This window comes from Giesbergeria sp. (genome assembly GCF_028686475.1).
Lineage (GTDB): Bacteria > Pseudomonadota > Gammaproteobacteria > Burkholderiales > Burkholderiaceae_C > Simplicispira.
In genome coordinates, this window is the sequence record NZ_JAQUCA010000004.1 from 184,912 (window position 1) to 207,309 (window position 22,398).

Here is a 22,398-nt window from a genome sequence, read left to right on the forward strand (position 1 = left end):
TCAGGGGGCTTTCTCGATAGGGGAGGTTTGCAGTGTGGCGGCTTGCAGTTGCATCCGCAAGCGCTCTAGGCAGTGTTGCGCCCGGTCAAAATCAAAATGGTCTAGCGCTTGTTGCAGTGGCTCCAAGCTCAAAGCATGCAACAGTTGTGCCAAGGTGTGCAATGGGGCTTCGGGCAGTTCGGCTTGGGCCAAGGCGGTTTGCAGTTGCTCTAGTGCCTGCAAAGCCTGGACTTGCTGCGCGGCACTCAAGACGCTGGGCGCAAGGCCCAAAGTATCTTGGCTGGCTGTGGCGGCCTGGGTTTGCACGGTTTGCAGGGCTTGGGCCGCTGCGGCCAAAGCCGCAGACAGTGCGGGCACCAAGGTTTGCATCTGCGGCAGATGGGCCTGTTGGGCCGCCAACTCCAGTTGCACCGCCCCATTGTGTACCTGTGTGAGCGCCAAATTGCCAGCAGCGCCACGCAGTCGGTGCGCCGTGGCACGCAAGGCCGTCCAATCTTGCTGGGCCAGCAGGGCGATGAGGGTCTCTGGGGTGTTTTGCTGCTCTTGCATAAAACGGCCCAAAGCAGCACTGAACACATCCAGCCGCGTCCACAGGCGCAAGCCTTTTTCCCAGTCAATGGCGGGTTCTGGCCCGGCCTGTGGCCCTACCGCCGGAGGCAAGGCCACGGCCACAGGGGCAATAGGCACCAGCGTAGGGTTGCTGTTATCCACTGGCCGAATATCCAGCACCCGCGCCATTTCCAAGTGCAAGCGCTGCGGGTCCAAGGGTTTGTCGGCAAAGCCATCCATGCCAGCGGCCAAGGCGTTGCGCCGGTCTTGTTCTAGCACGCTGGCCGATAGGGCAATGATGGGCACCGGACGGCGTTGTTGCGTTTGCTCAAAAGTACGAATGCGCCGCGTGGCTTCTAGGCCATCGACGCAGGGCATTTGCAAGTCCATCAGCACCAAATCAAACGCCTGCTGCATAAACAGCTCCACGGCCTGTTGGCCGCCATAGGCCGGTGTAATTTGATGGTTGCTGCGGCTGAGGGTCAGTTGCAGCAGCTCTAGGTTGTCGGCTACGTCGTCCACCGCCAAAATACGCAAGGGGCGCAAATTGCTGCTGTGCAAGGTGGGTAGGGTGATGGGGGCTTTGCCCAAAGGCAAGGGCAAGCGCACCGTAAAGCAGCTGCCTTGGCCCAAGGTACTTTGCACGCTGATGCTGCCGTGCATCAGCTCGCTCAGTTGGCGCGAGATGGTGGTGCCCAAACCCGTGCCACCAAAACGGCGCGTGGTGCTGGCATCGGCTTGGGCGAAGGGGTCAAAAATGCGCTCTAGCTTATCGGACGCAATGCCAATGCCAGTGTCTTGCACCTCTAACAGCAACTCACCGGCGTGGTAAGCCACACGCAGGGTGACCTGACCCTGCTCGGTAAATTTGAGCGCATTGCCCAACAGGTTGACCAAAATTTGCTGCACGCGCAGGGCATCGCCATGCAGCACATCGGGCAGGGTATGGGGGTAATCTAGCCGCAGTTCTAAGCCTTTGCGTTGTGCCGTGATACGCAAGGAGGCCAAAATTTGTCCGCACAATTCGCGCAGCGAGAAATCGGCCAGCTCCAACTCGACCGCGCCTTTTTCTAGCTTGGCCGTGTCCAAAATATCATTGAGCAAGCGCAACATGGAGCGCGCCGCGTGGTGTACCGTGCCCAAATGGCGCCGCTGTACGGCATCCAAGGCCGAATCTTGCAGCGCTTCGGTAAAGCCGATGATGGCATTCATGGGGGTGCGAATTTCATGGCTCATGTTGGCCAAGAACATACTGCGCGCCGCCGCCGCGTGTTCGGCGCGCTCTTTGGCGTGGCGCATCTCTTGCTCCATCGCGCGGCGCAAACTCAAATCGGTGGCAATTTTGACAATTTTGAACGGCTGGCCTTCGGCATCAAAAATGGGGTTGTAGGTAGCGTACATCCAAACCTCGCGCCCGTGCTTGCCCAAACGCAAAAACTCACCCGAGGCAAACTCGCCACTGGCCAAGCGCGCCCATAAAGCACCATAAGAAGGGTCTTGCACCGTACTGGGCGTACAAAACATGCGATGGTGTTGGCCTTGGATGGCCTCTAGCGTGTAGCCGGTCAGGCTTAAAAAATTGGCATTGGCGGTTAAAACTTGGCCTTGCAAATCAAACTCGACCACGGCCTGCGAGCGCCAAATGGCATGGACGGTGCTTTCAAACTCGGCATTGCGTGCATGGCGCTCGGTGGTATCGACCAGCACGCCATCTATCCATTGCAAACGGCCTTGGCTATCGGTCACGCCCCGGCCTGTGCCCGACACCCAGCGCAAAGAGCCATCACGGTGGCGCAAGCGACATTCGGCCTCAAAGGCTTGGCCTTGTGCCAGCGCTTGGCCGATGCGTGTTTGTACCTGTTGCCATTCAGCGGGTGGGATTAAATCGGCCAACAAAATACGCCGGGCCAAAAAGTCCTCGGCGGGCCAGCCGGTTAAGGCTTCAATTGCATCGCTGATGAACAACAAACGCCACTGACCATCCACTTGGGCTCGGAAGGTCACACCGGGGATGTTGTCTATCAGGGAGCGGAATTTTTCTTCGCTTTCGCGCAGCGAGGCTTCGATGGCGCGGCGCTCGCGGATGTCGCTGATAAAGCCCACAAACAAGGGCGGCCCCGGCAGTTGCACCCGGCCCACCGCCAGCCGAATCGGGACCAAGCTGCCATCTTGGTGCAGGGCTTGCACTTCGCGCCCCGTGCCGATGATGCGCTCCTCGCCGGTGCGTAGATGGTGCTGCAAATAGCCATCGTGGGCGCTGTGGTGCGGCTCGGGCATTAGCATGTGGACGTTGCGCCCAATCACTTGCTCGGCACTCCAACCCAAAATGCGTTGGGCAGCGCTGTTGTACGATTGCACTGTGCCTCGGCCATCAATCATGATGATGCCGTCAATGGCGGTGTCCATCACGGCGCGCAAGCGTGATTCGCTCTGTTGGGCCTCCAAAAACAATTGCCGAAACCGCAGCCCCACATTGATGGCGACCACCAAGGCCCCAGCAAACACCGTGACCACGGCAATGGCCAAAGCCAACAGCAGTTGGCTGGTGGGGCCATTGGGGGAATCTGTGGCCACCGGGCCAGCAAAGCGCAGTGCATCCATACCGGTGTAGTGCATGGCCGCAATCGCCAAGCCCATCACGCTACCGGCTACGCCATTCAGTGGCCAAGCATTCCATGCCAGATGGCGCTGCAAACCAAAACGCACCCACAATCCCACCACCGCCAACAACACCGCCAGCACCATCGATAAGGCAAAGCCCCAAGGGTCATAGCGCATCATGGGCCAAACGCTAGAAGCGACCATGCCGACATAGTGCATGGTGCCAATACCTGCGCCCACCACCACGCCCCCACCCAGCAACAATTTGCCCGTTAGCTCCGAACGGGTGAGCAAGGCCAAAGCCACCCACGAGGCCAGCACGCCGGGCAGTATGGAGACAAAAGTGAGCAGAACATCAAACTGCCCACGCGCACAGGCACTGAAGGCCAACATGCCAATAAAGTGCATTCCCCAAATGCCGCCCCCCAAAGCCAAGGCGCTGGTGAACAACGCCACCTGCCGCGCCATGCCCGCTTGGGCGCGCTGTGCCAAGGTGGCCATGTGCAGGGCCATGACCGAGGCCACCACCGCCAGCAACACCGAGAGTGCCACCAAGCGTGGGTCGTGTTGTGGCCACAGCCACACCGGGCGCTCGGCACCGCTGAGGAAAAAGGAATCAAGCATATAAAACTGGCATCAGTGGCACAGTGCCGTGTTGAGTTGTTGCGCCACGTTTTGACCGTTTTTATCCTGTGTGAGCCAAGCAAACACCGCCTGCCCTGCACTGCGTTGCGCCCACAAAGCACCTACTTGGCTTTTTTCGATTTCGTAGGGGTCGTTTTGCAAATGTGCGCCCTTAAACTCTAGCAAGGCAATGCGGCCATCAGCAAGCTCGGCGACAAAATCGGCAAAAAAGCGCCCGCGTGAGGTAGGCAAGCCAAAACCGTAAGGTGCCCGGTCTAAATTACGCACCCACTGCTTCACCTTGGGGTGGGCATCAATCAGTTGGGCGCACTGAAACTCTTGCCCTTCGTCTTTCAAATCGGCCAGCACCGGAAAATAATGCTTGTTAAAGCAATAGCGCCCACGGTAACGCGAAGCCGCTGGCGCAGGGTAGCGCCCCGGCGCAAAAACATGGGGATGTGCCCAGTCTGGTTCTACCTGCCAAGCGCCGGGGCTGTCTTGTGCCAGCACCAACTGCTGAAAGCCTCTGCGCGTGGCGGCGTTACGCAATTGGGCCACATGGGCGGCAATCTCACGCGCCAACTGGAACCGCGCTTGTGCCAACATCACCAAGGGCACGCCCACGCTGTGCAATTGGTGGTTCACCAAGGCACTCAGGTAAGTGCGCCGTTGACTTTGGGTAAAGCCACCCAAGGGCTGTGCTGGAATTTGGTGCAGCGATTGGTCCAGCCAGCGCACCAAATCTTCTGCGCTGATGCTGCTGGCGCTGTAATCCATCGCCATTTGTTCAGCGCCTGCACTACGCAGGGTCAGGCGGGCCTCTTGCACACCAATCTCAAACACATTGGCTTCTGCGGCTGGCTGAAAACGGGGCAGTTGTATCCCTTCGGGGGTTAGTAAATCCCACTCGGTGGCCTCTAACACCGCCTCGGGTTCTAGTGGCCACAAAGGAGCTTGGGCATGGCTACGGTAACCCAGTGTGGGAATGGGCGCAAACACCGCGCCCCATGTGGCGGGTGCTTGTTGTGCCGCCACCAGCGCATTGTGTTGCGCCACTTGCTCACGCACCTGTTGCTGTTTTTTGGGGCCGCGCACTTGGGCCAGCATCAGCGTTTCGGTATCTTGGCTGATATGCCCAGCCACCACCAACTGTGGCGCACTATCGGCCACCGTATGTGCTTGCACACCGGGCAGCGCCAGCAATGCGGGCGTTGGGGTTAAGTGGCTAAAGCAAGTGCTGATGGGTGCTGGTTCATGCCGTGTTGCAGCGCTATCAGACTCCGAAGTTTGGTCAAACAGGGCTAAGCAATTTTGGGCTGGAGCCAACATCGAGGCCACATCCAGCGCTTCAAAGCCCATGTGTTCAATCAGCCGGTCGGTCAGTGCATGGGCCGCGCTAGAGAACTCTGCCGCGCAAACGTGGGCATAGGCCCGGTTGAGCGCCTCGCGTCCGCGTGGGCTGGCGTAAGGCATACGCAACACCCGTCCGAGCAATTGCTCCACCGCTGTGGCACTGCTGAGTTTTTGCAGCGAACACAACACATAGGCGAACGGGCAATCCCAGCCTTCGCGCAGCGCTTGCACCGTAATCACATAGCGCACCGGGCAAGTGCGCGCGGCCAAATCAATGCCATCCAAGCCACGCGCCGTACCTGTGGCCAGCACTATGTGGTTTTCAGGCAGCTTCAACTCTTCAATCAGGTAGCGCTGCAAGGCTTCTGGCGGCATCTCATCGCCGATATTCTGTGCCTGAAACAACACCATAGGCCGCACATACCCGTACCCATTGGCCTCGTCTTGCAAGGCTTGGGCCTCTAACTTGCGTTGCGTTTGCACGGCCCCAAACACGGCCTGCGGCCAGCCTTCGGGGTGTTCGGCCAGCACGATGGGCAACTTAATCATGTTGGTGGCAGCCAATTCTTGGGCGCTAACGTGGTACAGCACGTTGGTTTTGTGTGCCAACGGGGTAGCGGTCAGTTCCAGAATAAAAGCTGGGTTGAGCCGTTGCAGCGCGGTAAAGCTTTTGTCGGTTTTGCTGTTGTGTGCCTCGTCCACCAAAATGAGGGGCCGCTGCAAGGCCAGCCAATTGGCCAAGCTCCAACGGGGTTGCCCCACAAAACCGCGCAGCACGCCCGTTCGGTCTTGGGCGGCATCTTCGGCAGTGACTAGCGCATCCGGCAAAGAATGCAGGCTGCTCAGTGCTTGCGCGGCTAGGCTTTTGAAATGCGGCTCGAAACTCTCGGAAAAACTATAGACATTGCGCTGGCTGGCATCTTCAATCCGAAAACTCTGCATGGTGGCCACCACCACCACGGCACAACGTCCCCAATCGGGCGCGGCTATTTGGGCTACCTCTTCTAGTGTGCATATCCGCAGCTTATCGCCGTAAACATCGCTCAATGCTGCACGGTAAGGGTGGCCGGGTGTTTGCAGCGCTTTGAGGGTTTGCGCCCGAATGGCATCACTGGGCACCAGCCACACCGCCACCGGCGCATCGCTGTGGCACCACTCCCGCGCCAACAAGGGCACCGCATGGGCCGCCAGGATGGTTTTACCGCCGCCCGTAGGGATACGCAAACACACACAGGGCAGCTGTGTCCCAAAGGCATCGGCGTTGTAAGGCTGCCCGGCCAGCGCAGCAAACGCCGGAGCGCAGCTTTGGGTTTGGGCTGTCTGGGCAAAGACGGCCAAGGTGTCGAGGGCCGTTTGTTGGTAAGACTTGAGGGTGAGGGAGGTCATAGAGGCAGCGGTTTTTGGGTTCGGTTTGTTTTGGGTTGCATCTACGTTGCACTAACCGAAGCAAGTCATTGATTTGTAATGATTTTTTCTTTTCAATTAATGGATGCTTCGGTTAATTTTGGGAATTTTTTATCATTCAACCGAAAAATTAGGATTGCTCTAATCCCCAGAACGCTTGCTGGCCTTGCCGCTTGGCAACAATTTTTTGTCCGTTTAATCCGCTGGTGCGTAGCGCCGTCAACAGGTTCTTGACCTTTGATTCCTTCTGTGCCAGCGTGAGCGAGTCGGGCAGCTTAGTCAACAGCAAATCGCGCAACTCGGATGCAGAAGCTGTTTTGAATTCACGCAAATGTTGCAACACCAGCGTTTTGTAATAGTGATTGTCCAGTCCTTTGTTGCGCGTGTATTCGGTGCGGGTTTCTGTGGCGTTAGCGACATAGGCGGACACAAACAAATTGGGTTTGCGCCCCTCGACCAATCCGGCCTTGCGTAACTCGGCTACCTGTGTAGCATCGAGCTTGCGCTGCTTTTGCAGCCGGTCTAGCCACAGCACATGCTCTATCGGTAAATCGGTGCGCTGCATCAGCCAGTGGGTGTAGTTTTCATCAATTTCTTGGCCATAGACATTGAAGACGGTACGCAAGGCCGAAGAACCTTCGTAATCGGGCAAAGGCAAAAAGCGCTGGCGCTGTGCCTTCACCATCTCGTGAATACCAAAGCCTGCTTTGTCAATCATGCCCAGCTCGGCCATTGCCTTGGCCAAGCGCTCATTGCGGTAGCGTTCTGGTGTGCGCGTGCCGCTGGCGTAATCTTCGGGCTGACCATCAAAAAAGCCACCCAAGTTGATCATGCGTACCAGCCCGGCAGACTCCTCCACCACAATACGCCCACACTGGGCATAGTCTTGGTGCGCTACGCAGTTATGCAAACCTTCTAGCAAGACCTTATTGGTTTCGTAGCGTGGCAAAGTCACGGCCAGCAGTTCATGGGCAGGAAACAGCTTGATGTTGGGGTTGCGAATGCGTTGTGCCACCTCGGTGGTGGTCCGTAAAAATGGGGGATGGAAATGCTCCGCCACCCGCTCAGTGGCTACTTTCCACGTCATTTCTACCGGGTTGGGCGACAGCAAAGCAGTGGCACGTTCAGGTCGCCCCAAGAGCAGCAAAGCAGCGCGGGTCAGGTGGCCATTCAGTGCCAATCCGAGCTTGTCTAGGAATTTGGCATCGCTCCAGTTGGCTATCTCAGCGGCCCAACGCTGGCGCTGGTGCTTCTCAAAGTATTTAGCACGCGCTTTAGCGATGGCTGCATCATCCAAATCGTTGAGCGTAGCTTGTGGGACGATGCTTGCGCTCCAATCTTCGCCCGCCAAAGGCTCGGCCAAGATGGCGCGGCGACGGTCTTCACGCAGAGGGGTCAGGCTATCGCCATCGCGCTGCCATGCTTGGTCGTGGGCCAGCACCAACTCGCGTGGTGCATGGTGTGGCACATGCACCAACCAAACTATGGCCCCGGTATCGCTGGCAGACAGCTCCTCCATCTGCAAGCCCATCGAGGGTAAGCCGGGCGTTCTTCCAAGCACCCGATGAAGGATGTTCTCTGCGGTGTAACCGGCAAAATCTTGAATCCCCAGCACTGCCAGTGTCTGGTCTTGTACGCCAATGACGATGCAACCGCCTTCCATATTGGCCAAGGCTGAAATGTAAGAGACGAGGTCTTCGCCCTTGCGGCCTGAAATTTGCTGCTTCAAAGAGCGCCACTCTTTCCACTCGTAACGCTCGTTTTCTTTTGGAAATTGCGCTTGTAGCCAGCGCTGTAATTCTGCCGCTGTTTGGAACGCTCTCATGCTGCTCACTTGGCCTTCACATCGTAGGGGATGTGCTTGAACGTGATGCGCGCCTGCGCCAACCGGGCATCGCCCAAGCGGCAGGCTTCGCCATAGACCACCAACGGCGCTTGCGGGTAGGCGGTGCGGGCGTGCAGGGCCAGCAATTCATCCAAGACGGCCAAGGTCAGCACATTGCCGCTGGCCGGGCGTTTGTCGCCCAAAATGCCATTGAACAACAAATAATAGGCAGTGCGGCTACGCAACACCGGCGCGGCTGGGGGTGCGGCGGGGTCCGTTGGGGGCGGTGGATTGTCAAACACCGCATAAGTGCCCAAATAGGGTGTGCTGGGCTGGCCGTGCTGTGGGCTAAAAGCGGTGCCGGTTTCTTGTTGCCAGACAAAAGCGGCCAAGGTGGCAAAGCGTACTTCGGGATGGATGCTGCCATCGGCACCAAAAATGGGCGCGCCCAAGCGGAAAAAGCCAAAGCCGCCGCCACCTTGCCAGCCCACTGCCGTGCTGATGCCGCCTTGTTCACCCGCAATGACTTTTTGCAAACGTGGTAGGCAATGGGTGGCGGCATGTTCGCCCATTTCGATGCCAATCCAGCGGCGGCCCATTTTGTGCGCTACGGCAGCGGTGGTGCCGGAGCCGAGGAAGCTATCTAAGACCAAATCGCCGGGATTGGATGCCAATGTCAAAACCCGTTCAATCAAGCGTTCTGGTTTTGGCGTAGCGAATGGCACGACTGCATTAAAAGTGAGCGTTTCTTTTTTTGCGTCTTGGTTGTTGCCCACTTCGTCATTTCGCCAAAATGTGGTGGGTACCATTCCCTGTTGAACCGTATCAGGAAATTTTTTCAGTCGAGGGCGCTCGTTATTGCCATTAGCACCCCAATAAAGCAATCCCTGCTCTAGGTTAAGTTGTGTTGATGTACGTTCAAACGCCCACACCCTAGTGGTGGATGGCCAAACATCTTGCCCAGTGAAGGGATTTTGGATCGCGTAATAAAGGTTTGGCCGCTCGTCTTTAGTTTTGGCGCATGTGTAGTCTGCTGAGAGCCACGGGCCGCGTGGATCGTTATCGGGATTTTTGAAGTTTTTTGTTTGCTTCTCGCTTCGAGGTAGTAAGTTGGGTCGCCAATTTTCAGACCGCTTGGCGTACACCAAGACGTGGTCATGGTTAATGCTGATTTGGTAAGCGTCGTTTTGTGGGGAAAATTTTTTTTCCCAAAACACATTCGCCACAAAATTTCGCCGCCCAAACACCTCATCCATTAGCACCTTGAGGTAGTGCCCCTCGTTGTCATCAATCGTGACCCAAATCGAGCCATCCTCGCGCAGCAAATCGCGCAACAGTTGCAAGCGCGGCAGCATCATGCTCAACCATTGGCTATGCTCTAGGTTGTCGTCGTAATGCTCAAACGCACTTTTGGTGTTGTACGGTGGGTCGATAAAAATGCACTTCACCTGCCCCCGGTAAAACGGCAGCAAGGCTTTCAAGGCTTCTAGGTTGTCACCTTGAATCAGCACATTGTCGTGCAGGCCCGGCCCCTCACCGTGGCGGGATACAGGCTCCAATAAGCGGTAAGGCACTTGCGGTGCCGTGGTAAAGGCTTGCTCACGGTTGAGCCAGTTCAGGGTAGGCATAAAAAAAACAGAGTCAAGGCGGTGGGCTGTGCTGGGCAGCAGCCCCAAAATAAATCCAGCATCTCAAACGGCCCTCAGTGCCCCACTTGGCCCCATTCCTGCTCATAGGTGTGTACCAGCACTTGGTTCGATAGCCGGTTCACCTCGCTGGGCGCGCGCGCCATATCTTGCGGAAAATCGCGCAGCAGCGCCAGTGTGGGCAGGTTCAAAAATTGCAAACCAGCGGGCAAACGCTCAGGCATTGTCCAAGGCCGACGGCTGGCAATCACAAACCCCCATTCACCAAAACTGGGTACATGGGCATGGTAGGGCATGGTTTGCAACCCTACCGATTCGATGGTTTGCACCACCGTCCAAAAACTGCGCCGCGCTACCAAGGGCGAAGTGGTTTGCACCACGGCATAACCGCTGGCGGCTAAGCGCTGCTCTAGCAGGGCATAAAAGCTGTTGGTGTAGAGCTTACCGATGGCAAAGTTGGTCGGGTCTGGAAAGTCCACCACGATCACATCAAACATCTCTGGCGTGTCTTGCAACCACTGAAAGGCATCGGTATTCACTACCGTCACTTTGGGGTTGCTCAGGGCATGGCTATTGAGCTGGGCCAGCGTCTCGTGCTGGCTAAACAACTGCGTCATGGCCGGGTCTAGCTCTACCAAAGTAATCGACTCTACCGATGGGTATTTCAGGATTTCGCGCACCGCCATGCCATCGCCGCCACCCAGCACCGCCACCTTGCGCGGGCCACCGTGGGCCGCCATTGCGGGGTGGACTAGCGCCTCGTGGTAGCGGTACTCATCGCGCTGGGCAAACTGCAAATTGCCGTTCAGATAAAGCCGGTGGCCAGCTTTACCATGCGTCACCACAATGCGCTGGTAAGGCGAAGCGGCAGTAAACACAATGCGGTCTTGGTAAAACTTGTCTTCGGCAAAGGTGGTGATACGGTCCGCGCCCAAAAATCCCAGCAACAACACAGCCAAGACGGCCACACAGGCCACGGCATGGGCCGCCAAATGGCGCAATTCATACCGAAACAACCACAGCGCCCACAACCCGACGGCGGCATTGAGCAGACCAAACAGCAAGCCGGTGCGAATCAGCCCCAAGTGCGGCACCAGCAACAACGGAAAAGCCACCGACACCGCCAGTGCGCCCAAATAATCAAACGTCAGTACCTGCGAGACCACATCTTTCAGCGCCACATTGCGCTTGAGTATCCGCATCACCAGCGGAATCTCCAGCCCCACCAAAGTCCCTACCAGCAGCACCATGCTGTAAAGTAAAAACCGAAATGCTCCCGGCACATAGGCATTGGCGACAAACAACACCGCAGGCAAAGTGCCACCCACCAAGGCCACCAGCAGTTCAATGCGTAAAAAATGGGCAGGTAATTGGCGCTCTAAATAGCGCGACAACCACGAGCCGATGCCCATCGCAAACAGGTAGGTGCCAATGATGGTAGAAAATTGCAGTACCGAATCGCCCAACAGGTACGAGGCCAGCGCTCCGGCGGCCAACTCGTACAGCAAGCCGCAAGCGGCCACGACGAACACACTGGCCAGCAAAGCGATGTCGATAGGGCGGGGGGCAAGCGAGCGGGTGGTTACATTCATCCGATTTTTTAACAATCTAGCCTCGCTGTGGGCGAGGCTTTTGGGGCGGGCAGCCAGCTACTCCAGACAAGGAACCACCATGCACGCAGCCAATGCACGGGTATTGTTTTCGGGGCAAGTCAAAGCCTGCCACCGGCCTAGCGTGGGCGTAAGAACAGTTTAACGCTTACCCACCATGAATACCCCCTCTAAAAAACGCTGGTGGGTCTGGACACTGGCCGCCGTGGCACTGGCTGGCGCAGGCCAATACGCTTGGCAAGATTGGCAGCAGCGCCAGCAGCATACGGCTGGGCTGGTCAGTGGCAATGGCCGCACCGAGGCCACCGAAATCGACATTGCCACCAAACTGGGCGGCCGCGTGCAACAGATTGCCGTACAAGAGGGCGAACTGGTGCAGGCCGGACAAACTTTGGCACAGATGCAGGTCGATACCCTGCTGGCCTCGCTGGACGAAGCCCGCGCCCACCAGCAACAAGCCATCACCGGCGTGGCCAGTGCCCAAGCCCAACTGCAAATGCGCCAAAGCGAGCAGCGCGCGGCCCAAGCGCTGCTGGTGCAGCGCCAAAGCGAGTTGCAAGCAGCGCAGCAGCGCCTAGCGCGCTCCAGTGCCTTGGTGCAAGCCGGGGCCACCTCGGCCCAAGAGGCCGACGACGACCAAGCCAGGGTACGCAACCTGCAAGCCGCCCTGAGCGCCGCCCAAGCACAGGTCGATACCAGCAGTGCCGCCATCCATGCGGCCCGCAGCCAAATTGCTTCGGCCCAAGCCAGCGTCAGTGCCGCCCAAGCCACCGTTGCGCGCTTGCAAGCCGAAATAGCCGACCACACCCTGACGGCACCCCGCAATGGCCGGGTGCAATACCGCATTGCCCAAGCAGGCGAAGTATTGGGTGCGGGTGGCAAGCTGCTCAATTTGCTGGATGTGTCCGATGTCTATATGGGCTTTTTTGTGCCCGAAACCGTTGCTGGTCAGTTGGTGGTGGGCAGTGAAGTACGCTTGGTGCTGGATGCACTGCCACAGTATGTGATTCCGGCGCGGCTGTCGTTTGTCGCCAGCACGGCCCAGTTCACGCCCAAAACGGTAGAAACCAGCAACGAGCGGCAAAAGCTGATGTTCCGTGTCAAAGCACAATTGGCCCCCGAGCTGCTGCAACAGCACCCCGCACTGGGCAAAGTTGGCCTGCCCGGCGTGGCGTGGCTCAAGCCCGACACCGCCCAGCCGTGGCCCGCGCACTTGGCCATCCGTCTGCCGGAGTAAAGCGTGGCCGCCGCCCAACCTAGCTCCGTGGCCCAACTGACCAAGGTCAGCTTGTACCACGGCAACACCGCCGCCTTGCAACACATCACGCTGGCGATTCCAGCCCACTGCATGGTCGGCCTGATTGGCCCGGATGGCGTGGGCAAATCCAGTTTGCTCTCGCTGTTGGCCGGGGCCAGAGCTTTACAGCAAGGCGACATCCAAGTGTTGGGCGGCGATATGCGCAGCCCCGCCCACCGCGATGCCGTCTGCCCGCGCATTGCCTATATGCCGCAAGGCTTAGGCAAAAACCTGTATCCCACCCTGTCGGTAGAAGAGAATTTGCAGTTCTTTGGCCGCCTGTTTGGTCACCACGCCGCCGAGCGCCGCCAACGCATTGAGCACCTGACCCAACACACTGGCCTGCACCCGTTTTTAGACCGCCCGGCAGGCAAGCTCTCGGGCGGTATGAAACAGAAATTGGGCCTGTGCTGCGCCCTGATCCACGACCCCGATTTGCTGATTTTGGACGAACCCACGACGGGGGTCGATCCGCTGGCGCGGGCGCAGTTTTGGGATTTGATTGCCGGTATTCGCCAGCAGCGCCCACAAATGAGCGTCATCGTGGCCACGGCCTACATGGATGAGGCGCAACGCTTTGATTGGCTGATAGCGATGGATGGCGGGCAGGTGCTGGCCACGGGCAGCCCAGAGCAATTGTTGGCGCAGACCGGCAGCCGCAACCTAGAAGCGGCCTTTATCGCCCTGCTGCCGCCCGAGAAAAAACAAGACCACGCTCCGGTAGAAATGCACCCACTCACCGCCACCGAAGCGCACGACATCGCCATTGAGGCCCAAGGGCTGACCATGCGTTTTGGCGATTTTGTCGCCGTCAATCGGGTGGATTTTCGGATTCAGCGCGGCGAGATTTTTGGCTTTCTAGGCTCCAATGGCTGTGGCAAATCCACCACGATGAAAATGCTCACCGGCCTGCTGCCCGCCAGCGAGGGCCAGGCTTGGCTGTTTGGTCAGCCCGTGGATCCGAAAGACATTGATACCCGCCGCCGCGTGGGTTACATGTCACAGGCGTTCTCGCTCTATGGCGAGCAAACCGTGCTGCAAAACTTGGTGCTGCATGCACGCTTGTTCCATGTGCCCGCCGCCCAGATTGCGGCGCGTGTGCAGGCCATGCTGGAGCGCTTTGGCTTGCAAGAAGTGCAGCACAGCCTGCCCGATGCCCTGCCCTTGGGGCTGCGCCAGCGCCTATCGCTAGCGGTGGCGATGGTACACAGCCCAGAACTGCTGATTTTGGACGAACCGACCTCGGGCGTAGACCCGGTGGCGCGCGACAACTTTTGGCGCTTGTTGATAGAGCTGTCACGGCGCGACCGGGTGACAATTTTTATCTCCACCCACTTCATGAACGAGGCCGAGCGCTGCGACCGCATCTCGCTCATGCACGCCGGACAAGTGCTGGTCAGTGCGCCACCCGCCGAGATTGTGCGCACATGCGCTGCGGCCTCGTTGGAGGAAGCCTTTATCACCCACCTGCGCACGGCCAGCCAAGCAGAAGAAACACACCTCGCCACCAACCCGGCCACATCCCCTCTGGCCCAGCCCGAAAGCACTACCACCAGCCCCGCCCCAGTGCCCCGCCCTTCGCGCTGGTTCAGCTGGGGACGGGCCATCAGCTACATGTGGCGCGAATGGCTAGAGCTGCGCCGCGACCCGGTGCGCGCCACCTTGGCCCTGTTAGGCACGGCACTGCTGATGTTCATCATCGGCTATGGCATCAACATGGATGTGGAAGACCTGTCTTACGCCGTGCTAGACCAAGACCAAACCAGCCTGAGCCAAAACTATGCGCTGCACCTGTCGGGTTCGCGCTACTTCATCGAGAAACCACCCCTGCACAGCCATGCCGAACTCGACCAGCGCATGCGCAGCGGCGAGATTGCGTTGGCGATAGAAATTCCACCGGGTTTTGCACGCGATTTGCAGCATGGGCGCACGGTACAGGTGGCCGCTTGGGTCGATGGAGCCATGCCACAGCGGGCCGAAACCATCCGTGCCTATGCCCAAGCCACCCACCTGACTTGGCTGGCCGATTGGGCCAGGCACCGGCTTGGGCAAACTGGCCAAGCCTTGAGCCAAATAGAAACCCGCTACCGCTACAACCCAGACGTGCGCAGCCTGCCTGCGATGGTGCCTGCCGTGATTCCGCTGCTGCTCATGCTGATTCCGGCCATGCTGGCTGCGCTGTCAGTGGTACGCGAGAAAGAACTCGGCTCCATTCTCAACCTCTACGTCACCCCCGTGACGCGGGCGGAGTTTTTACTCGGCAAACAGTTGCCCTATATTGCGCTGGCCATGTTCAACTTTGCGTTGATGACACTGCTGGCCGTGACGATTTTTAACGTACCACTCAAAGGCAGCCTGCTCACGCTCACCGGCACGGCCTTGCTGTTTGTGGTGTCCTCCACCGGCTTTGGCTTATTGGCTTCTACCTTCACCAAAAGCCAGATTTCGGCCATGTTCGTCACCATGATTGGCACCTTGATTCCGTGCGTGCAGTTTGCCGGTTTGATTCACCCGGTATCGTCGCTAGAAGGCACGGGGGCCTTTATCGGCCATATCTACCCAGCCACGCATTTCCTCACCATCAGCCGGGGAGTGTTTAGCAAAGCGCTGGACATCAGCCACCTGTGGCCTTCGCTCTGGCCGCTGCTGCTGGCGGCCCCGGTGATTGTGGGCACGGCCATTTTGCTGCTCAAAAAACAAGAACATTGATGCGCTGATGCACTGATGCACGCATGGCGCACCCTACGGCCCTTTAGCCTTTAGCCCTTTAGATGGCGCTGATGGTTTGGCGAAAACGCCGCAACGCTGCCACAAACAACACGCTGCCAATCGCCACAATCGCCAACATTTGCGGCCAAACCACTTCCAGCCCCGCGCCACGGTACAAAATGGCCTGCCCAGCGGCGACAAAATGGGTGGTCGGTGCCGCTTCCATCAGGTGTTGCACCAGCAGAGGCATACTCTCGCGCGGCGTGGTGCCGCCTGAGAGCATTTGCAAAGGCAGCAGCACCAAGACCAACAACATGCCAAACTGCGGCATCGAGCGGGCCACCGTGGCCAAAAAAATCCCCATTGAGGTAGTAGCAAACAGGTGCAAAGCGGCCACCAGCAAAAACAGCCCCATCGAGCCTTGCACCGGCACGCGCAACGCCCCTTGCACCACCAACAACAAGGACACCAGCACCGCCAACAACACCACCAAGCCCATCGACCACACCTTGGCCAGCATAATCTCGCCCGGTGTAACGGGCATGACCAACAAATGCTCAATCGTGCCATGTTCGCGCTCACGAATCAGCGCGGCCCCGGTCAAAATCACTGACAACATGGTGACAGCATTGATAATTTCGGTCAATGAACCAAACCAGCTGGGGTCTAAGTTGGGGTTAAAGCGCAAGCGCACATTCAATTCGGCGGGCAAGGGGCTACTGCCCTGCTGGCGTAGCACAAACGCTTGCACCTCGTTTTGCACAATTTGCTGGATGTAGCCGCTGCCGGTAAACGCTTGGCTCATGCGCGTGGCATCCACATTCAGCTGTATAGCCGGTGCGCGCCCGGCCAGCACATCGCGTTGAAAGTTTGGCGGAATATCCAGCACAAAGGTATAAGCACCGTTGTCCATACCCTGGTCCATCTCGGCCAAGCTGATGCGCTGGGGCGGCAGAAAATGCGGCGGATAAAAACTGTCCACAATGCGCGCCGACAAGGGCGAGCCATCTTCATCCACAATCGCCAAAGCGGCTTTGTGCAGGCTGTCGGGCATGGCCGTGGCAGCCACATAAATCGACAGCGTGAAGGTATAGACAATCAAAAACAGCATCATTGGGTCGCGCGCCAAGCTCCACAGCTCTTTCACACCCAAGCGGTAAATATTGGCCACAGAGACGGTATGGACGCGCATTGCAAAACTCCGGCAGCGTTTAATGGGTTATTTCTTCACCACAGCGTAGCGCTCTAAGGTGCGCAAGCGGGCCGCATCGTGTTGTACCAGCGGCAAGGGGTAGTGTTGCCCCAAAACGATACCAGCCTGTTGCAATTCCAAAGGCCGGGCCTGCCACGGGGCGTGCAAGGCAGGCGTGGGCAAGGCTGCCAATTGCGGCAGGTAGCGGCGGATAAATTTGCCGTCGGGGTCAAACTTTTGGCTTTGGCTAATGGGGTTGAAGATACGGAAATAGGGCTGGGCATCGCAACCACTGGAGCTGGCCCATTGCCAGCCGCCGTTGTTGGCGGCCAAGTCAAAATCGTTGAGCTTTTCGGCAAAGTAGCGCTCGCCCCAACGCCAATCCAAGCCCAAATCTTTGCTCAAGAAGCTGGCTACCACCATACGCAAGCGGTTGTGCATGTAGCCGGTTTGGTTGAGTTGCCGCATGGCGGCATCCACCAGTGGGTAACCGGTGCGGCCCTCGCACCATGCAGCAAAATGGGCTTCAGCTGGGGGGCCAGTTTCCCAGACAATGGCATCGTAGGCCGGTTTGAAGCTACGCGCTACCACCTGTGGGTAGTTGGCCAGAATCTGAAAGTAAAAATCGCGCCAAATCAGTTCATTCAGCCAACTGGTAGCGCCCGCATTGCCTTGGCCAGCCAGCGTGTGGGCCGTGCGGGCCAATTGCCGGATAGAGATGGTGCCAAAGCGCAAATGCACGCTCAGGTAGCTGGGGCCTTTGAGCGCCGGAAAATCGCGCGCCGTGGCGTAGTGGTCTATGCGCGGCAAAAAATCATCGAACAATTGCTGCGCGCCGCTGCTGCCGGTGGGCAGGCGCAACTGGGCCAAACCCGCCGGGGTAAAACCCAATGCGGCCAAGCTCGGCACGGGCTGGTTATAGGGTGCAGGGCGCGGAGCCAAGGCGGCGGCGTGGGGGGCTATCGGGTGTTCGGCCAAGCGGGTGGCATCGACGCGGCGCAACCACGCATTTTTATACGGTGTAAACACGGTGTAGGGGGTGCCGCCTTGGGTGAGCAGCTCTTGGCGCTCAAAAATACAGTGGTCGCGCAGGGTATGGAAGGCGCGGCGCTGCAAGGTCAGTGCGGTGCGGACTTCGGCATCACGCGCCAAAGCGGCGGGTTCGTCATCGTGGTGGGTAAACACGGCATCGGCCCCGAGGGCTTGGGCCAGGGCCGGAATTTCATGCCGTGCCGCGCCGTGGCGCACGATTAAGCCAGCGCTGGCCTGGCCAGACAGGGCGCGCAGTTGCGCGTCCAGCTCCAGCACGGCGGCATGGATAAATTCCACCCGGCGGTCGGCACAGGGCAAAGCGTCCAAAATATCGGTATCAAAGACAAACACGCAATGCACCTGCGCGCATTGGCGCAAGGCTTGGTGCAAAGCGGGGTGGTCTTGGGCGCGCAAGTCGCGGCGCAGCCAGACCAGTCCAACAGAATACAAAACCGGCATGTTCACCCTTAAAATCAGGACTATATGTCCACCGATTTTGCGCCCACCAACCTGACGCACCATTTTTTAATCGCCATGCCCGGATTGAACGATCTGGCTTTTGGCCGCAGTGTGGTCTATCTGTGCGAACACAGTGCGCGCGGGGCACTCGGACTCATCATCAACAAGCCTACTGATTTGCGCCTGCAAGGCTTGTTTGACACCATAGAGCTGGGCTTGCAACGCCAAGATTTGGCCGATGCACCGGTATTCTTGGGCGGGCCGGTCAACACCGACCGGGGTTTTGTGCTGCACGACCCGATGCGCCAAACCCATCCGCCCAATACCGAATCAGCCTATGCCTCGACCTTGCACATTGCCGCTGGCCCGCTAGACATGACCACCTCGCGCGATGTGCTAGAGGCGCTGTCCAACGGCGCTGGGCCGCGCCGGGTGCTGGTAGCCTTGGGCTATTCGGCTTGGGCCGAAGGCCAATTAGAGGCCGAGCTGGCCGAAAACAGCTGGTTGACGGTAGAGGCCGATTTGTCCCTCATTTTTGACACGCCGGTAGAGCAGCGCTATGACCAAGCCCTGCGCCTATTGGGCCTAGAGGCGTGGCAATTGGCCCCCACGGCGGGGCACGCATGAGCGCCACCGCCGTCGTCCCACCCGTACCGGCGCAGCTGCAAACTTTTTTGGCCTTCGATTTTGGCCTGAAACGCACCGGGGTCGCCAGTGGCAACCGCTTATTGGGCAGTGCCACACCACAAGCCACCATCCGGGCCGAGGGCGATGCCCGTTTTGCCCAAGTGGCCCAGCGCATTGCCCAATGGCAACCCGATGCCTTGGTGATTGGTGTCCCCTACCACCCCGACGGAGCCAGCCACGAAAACACCGCCCGCGCCCTCAAGTTTGGCCGCCAATTGCGCGGCCGCTTTGGTCTGCCGGTGTTTGAAGTCGATGAACGCTACAGCACCACCGAAGCCCACAGCAGTGGCGCACGCGATGCCGATGCGGCTGCCGCCTGCATCATCTTGGAACAATTTTTCCGGAGCCTTGCATGACCCATCCTCCTTCCGCTACCGCTACCGCCACCGGCGTTGCCTTGCCCGATGCCGAAGCCCTGTATGCCCAGCTGCTGCAAGGTGTGCGCGCCCTGTGTGGGCCACCCACCCGCTTGGTGGGCATTGCCTCGGGCGGCGTTTGGTTGGCGCAACGCCTGCAAGCCGATTTGGGTTTGACCGGCACGGTCGGGGTGTTGTCTTCGGCCCTGCACCGCGATGATTTTGCCCAGCGTGGCCTGACCAGCAGCGCCCAAACGCAATTGGCTTTTGATGTCAATGGGGCCGACATTTTGCTGCTCGATGATGTGCTGCACACCGGCCGCACGGTGCGCGCGGTACTCAATGAGCTGTACGACTATGGCCGCCCAGCGCGGGTGCGCCTGGCGGTGCTGGTCGAGCGCAGCGGGCGCGAGTTGCCCATCCAAGCCGATTTTGCAGCGGCCAAGCTGGCCCTGCCCCCCACCCAATCGCTGGCGCTGGCGCAAACCGACAGCGGCAGTTTTCATTTTCATGTTCAAGAGGTTTGAGCCGTGTTGCACAAGCGCCATCCCCAACTCAACAGCCACGGTGAGCTAAAACACCTGCTTTCCATCGAAGGCTTGCCGCGCGACATCCTCACGCACATTCTGGATACCGCTGCCAATTTTGTCTCCGTGAACGACCGCGAAGTCAAAAAAGTACCGTTATTGCGTGGCAAAAGCGTGTTCAACCTGTTTTTTGAAAACAGCACGCGCACCCGCACCACTTTTGAGATTGCCGCCAAGCGCCTGAGCGCCGATGTGTTCAATCTGGACATTGCGCGCAGCTCTACTGCCAAGGGCGAGACTTTGCTCGATACCATCGACAACCTCTCGGCGATGGCGGCTGATATTTTTGTGGTGCGCCACAGCGAATCGGGCGCGCCCTACCTCATCGCCCAGCATGTGGCTCCGCATGTGCATGTAGTCAATGCCGGAGATGGCCGCCATGCCCACCCCACGCAGGGCTTGCTGGACATGTACACCATCCGGCACTACAAAAAAGACTTTAGCAACCTGACGGTGGCGATTGTGGGCGATGTGCTGCATTCGCGCGTGGCGCGCTCCGACATCCACGCCTTAACGACGTTGGGTGCCGCCGAAGTGCGCGTGGTGGGGCCACGTACCTTGGTGCCCGAAAATTTAGCGCAAATGGGGGTGCGGGTATGCCACACCCTAGAAGAAGGCATCAAAGATGCCGACGTGGTAATTACCCTGCGCCTACAAAACGAACGCATGAGCGGCGCGCTGTTGCCCTCCAGCCAAGAATACTTTAAGAGCTTTGGCCTCACCCCAGAAAAACTGCGCTTGGCCAAGCCCGATGCCATCGTCATGCACCCCGGCCCTATCAACCGGGGGGTAGAAATTGATTCTGCCGTGGTGGACGGCCCACAAAGCGTGATTTTGCCGCAGGTCACCTTTGGCATTGCAGTGCGGATGGCGGTGATGTCGATTGTGGCCGGCAACGACGCTTGAGGAAACAAAACCATGAAGATACTGATTCAAAATGGCCGTGTCATCAACCCCGCCAGCGGCTTGGACCAGCCATGCGACATCGCCATTGCTGCCGGGCGCATCATTGGCGTGGGCAAGGTAGCCCCTGATTTTGCCCCGCACCGTGTCATTAATGCCAGCGGCTGCATCGTGCTGCCCGGTTTGGTGGATTTGGCCGCGCGCCTGCGCGAGCCGGGCCAAGAACACGCAGGCATGTTGGAATCCGAAATGGCCGCTGCCGTGGCTGGGGGCGTGACCAGCTTGGTCTGCCCACCCGATACCGACCCGGTGCTGGATGAACCCGGCTTGGTGGCCATGCTTAAGTTCCGCGCCGAAAAGCTGCACCAAGCACGCCTGTTCCCACAGGGCGCGCTCACACGCAATCTGGCCGGTGAAGTGCTGACCGAAATGGCCGAACTGACGCAAGCCGGTTGCATCGGCTTTGGTCAGGCCGAGGTACCGCTGGCCAGCACCCAGGTGCTGCAACGGGCGCTGCAATATGCCGATACCTTTGGCTATACCGTTTGGCTGCGCCCCCAAGAGATGCACTTGGGCAAGGGCGTAGCCGCCAGTGGCCCCTTGGCCACGCGCATGGGGCTGTCGGGTATTCCGGTGGCCGCAGAAACCATTGCCCTGCACACCATTTTTGAATTGCTCAAAAACACCGGGGCGCGCGTGCATTTGTGCCGTATCAGCAGCGCCGCCGGGGTTGAATTGGTGCGCCGCGCCAAATCCGAGGGCCTGCGCGTGACCTGCGATGTCAGTATCAATTCGCTGCACCTGAGTGACCACGACATTGGCTTTTTTGACAGCCGCGCGCGCCTGTCGCCGCCGCTGCGCCAGCAGCGCGACCGCGATGCGTTACAAGCGGGGCTGCTGGATGGCACGATTGACGCATTGGTATCTGACCACAACCCGGTGGACGAAGATGCCAAAACCCTGCCCTTTGCCGAGGCCGAACCGGGTGCTACCGGCTTGGAATTGCTGCTGAGTTTGGCGCTCAAGTGGTCACGCGATAGCGGCGTACCCTTGGTGCGGGCGCTGGCGGTCGTGACGAATGAACCGGCGCGCGTGCTGGGCCAAGCCTTGGGCACCTTGCAAGCCAGCGTCGGCCAGTTGGTAGAAGGGGGCGTGGGCGATGTGTGCATCGTTGACCCAGAAGCTTACTGGACAGTAGAAAGCACTGCTTTGCATAGCCAAGGCAAGCATACGCCGTTTGGTGGCTACGAGCTGCCGGGGCGGGTACGTTATACGCTGGTGGGTGGGCAAGTGGCGTTTGAGCGGGGTTGAGCCTAAACCCAGTTAGTCACTGATGTTACGCGGCAAAAGAGCTTTTCTCCAATGAAGAGCAGCTTTGAAAAATTTTTCTTTTCATTGGGGTGTGCGTAACATCAGTTTAGACTCAATAAGTTTCACATTAATCTGATTTCACCCAGCGGGTTAAATGATACAAAAGCACGCAAATAGGCCTGCATAATCAATGCAGAATTTTTTGAGCATCCTTCTGACAAAAACCATTTTCACCATACTTGCTTGTGATTAC

At 58.6% G+C, this 22,398-nt stretch carries 14 protein-coding genes; 7 read left to right on the top strand and 7 right to left on the bottom strand.

Features of this window, described 5'->3' with window-relative positions; all coding sequences use genetic code 11:
- The 5 genes from PHX60_RS04360 to PHX60_RS04380 form a co-directional block, all read right to left on the bottom strand.
- A complete protein-coding gene (locus tag PHX60_RS04360; RefSeq protein ID WP_300075198.1) occupies positions 1-3,774 on the bottom strand; it encodes a PAS domain S-box protein in 3,774 nt (1,257 codons plus the stop codon).
- A gap of 12 nt (positions 3,775-3,786) precedes the next feature.
- Positions 3,787-6,513 (bottom strand): DEAD/DEAH box helicase family protein, encoded by a 2,727-nt coding sequence (locus PHX60_RS04365; RefSeq protein WP_300075200.1) that lies wholly within the window; start codon positions 6,511-6,513, stop codon positions 3,787-3,789.
- Positions 6,514-6,661: 148 nt separating this feature from the next.
- Positions 6,662-8,356 carry an RNA-binding domain-containing protein gene (locus PHX60_RS04370; protein WP_300075202.1) on the bottom strand — a complete coding sequence of 565 codons (1,695 nt, stop codon included), beginning with the start codon at positions 8,354-8,356 and terminating at the stop codon, positions 6,662-6,664.
- Between the two features lie 5 nt (positions 8,357-8,361).
- On the bottom strand, positions 8,362-9,984 hold the full coding sequence (locus tag PHX60_RS04375; RefSeq protein WP_300075204.1) for a site-specific DNA-methyltransferase: 1,623 nt from the start codon (positions 9,982-9,984) through the stop codon (positions 8,362-8,364).
- Between the two features lie 74 nt (positions 9,985-10,058).
- Positions 10,059-11,594: a polyamine aminopropyltransferase gene (locus tag PHX60_RS04380; RefSeq protein ID WP_300075206.1), complete on the bottom strand. Its 1,536-nt coding sequence runs from the start codon at positions 11,592-11,594 to the stop codon at positions 10,059-10,061.
- 175 nt (positions 11,595-11,769) lie between these two features.
- Between PHX60_RS04380 and PHX60_RS04385 the strand changes: the two genes are divergently transcribed.
- Positions 11,770-12,849 (top strand): efflux RND transporter periplasmic adaptor subunit, encoded by a 1,080-nt coding sequence (locus PHX60_RS04385; protein WP_300075207.1) that lies wholly within the window; start codon positions 11,770-11,772, stop codon positions 12,847-12,849.
- A gap of 3 nt (positions 12,850-12,852) precedes the next feature.
- Complete coding sequence (gene rbbA, locus PHX60_RS04390; protein ID WP_300075209.1) at positions 12,853-15,618, top strand: ribosome-associated ATPase/putative transporter RbbA; 2,766 nt, start codon at positions 12,853-12,855, stop codon at positions 15,616-15,618.
- A 58-nt stretch (positions 15,619-15,676) separates the two neighbouring features.
- Here rbbA and PHX60_RS04395 read toward each other — a convergent pair whose 3' ends face one another.
- Entirely contained in the window at positions 15,677-16,810 is a 1,134-nt protein-coding gene (locus tag PHX60_RS04395) for an ABC transporter permease (RefSeq protein WP_300075211.1), read from the bottom strand.
- 27 nt (positions 16,811-16,837) lie between these two features.
- Positions 16,838-18,301 (bottom strand): deoxyribodipyrimidine photo-lyase, encoded by a 1,464-nt coding sequence (locus PHX60_RS04400; RefSeq protein WP_300075213.1) that lies wholly within the window; start codon positions 18,299-18,301, stop codon positions 16,838-16,840.
- 24 nt (positions 18,302-18,325) lie between these two features.
- On the opposite strand from PHX60_RS04400, the gene PHX60_RS04405 reads away from it, so the two are divergent.
- From PHX60_RS04405 to PHX60_RS04425, 5 genes are read left to right on the top strand one after another with little or no spacing between them, the layout of a single operon-like run.
- On the top strand, positions 18,326-18,928 hold the full coding sequence (locus PHX60_RS04405) for a YqgE/AlgH family protein (RefSeq protein WP_300075215.1): 603 nt from the start codon (positions 18,326-18,328) through the stop codon (positions 18,926-18,928).
- A complete protein-coding gene (gene ruvX / locus PHX60_RS04410) occupies positions 18,925-19,344 on the top strand; it encodes a Holliday junction resolvase RuvX (RefSeq protein WP_300075216.1) in 420 nt (139 codons plus the stop codon). Before PHX60_RS04405 ends, ruvX begins: the two co-directional genes overlap by 4 nt.
- Positions 19,341-19,871, top strand: a complete 531-nt coding sequence (pyrR, locus tag PHX60_RS04415) for a bifunctional pyr operon transcriptional regulator/uracil phosphoribosyltransferase PyrR (protein ID WP_300075217.1) — start codon at positions 19,341-19,343, stop codon at positions 19,869-19,871. Before ruvX ends, pyrR begins: the two co-directional genes overlap by 4 nt.
- Positions 19,872-19,874: 3 nt before the next feature.
- Positions 19,875-20,837 (top strand): aspartate carbamoyltransferase catalytic subunit, encoded by a 963-nt coding sequence (locus PHX60_RS04420; RefSeq protein ID WP_300075219.1) that lies wholly within the window; start codon positions 19,875-19,877, stop codon positions 20,835-20,837.
- 12 nt (positions 20,838-20,849) lie between these two features.
- On the top strand, positions 20,850-22,145 hold the full coding sequence (locus PHX60_RS04425) for a dihydroorotase (protein WP_300075221.1): 1,296 nt from the start codon (positions 20,850-20,852) through the stop codon (positions 22,143-22,145).
- Positions 22,146-22,398 lie beyond the last annotated feature (253 nt).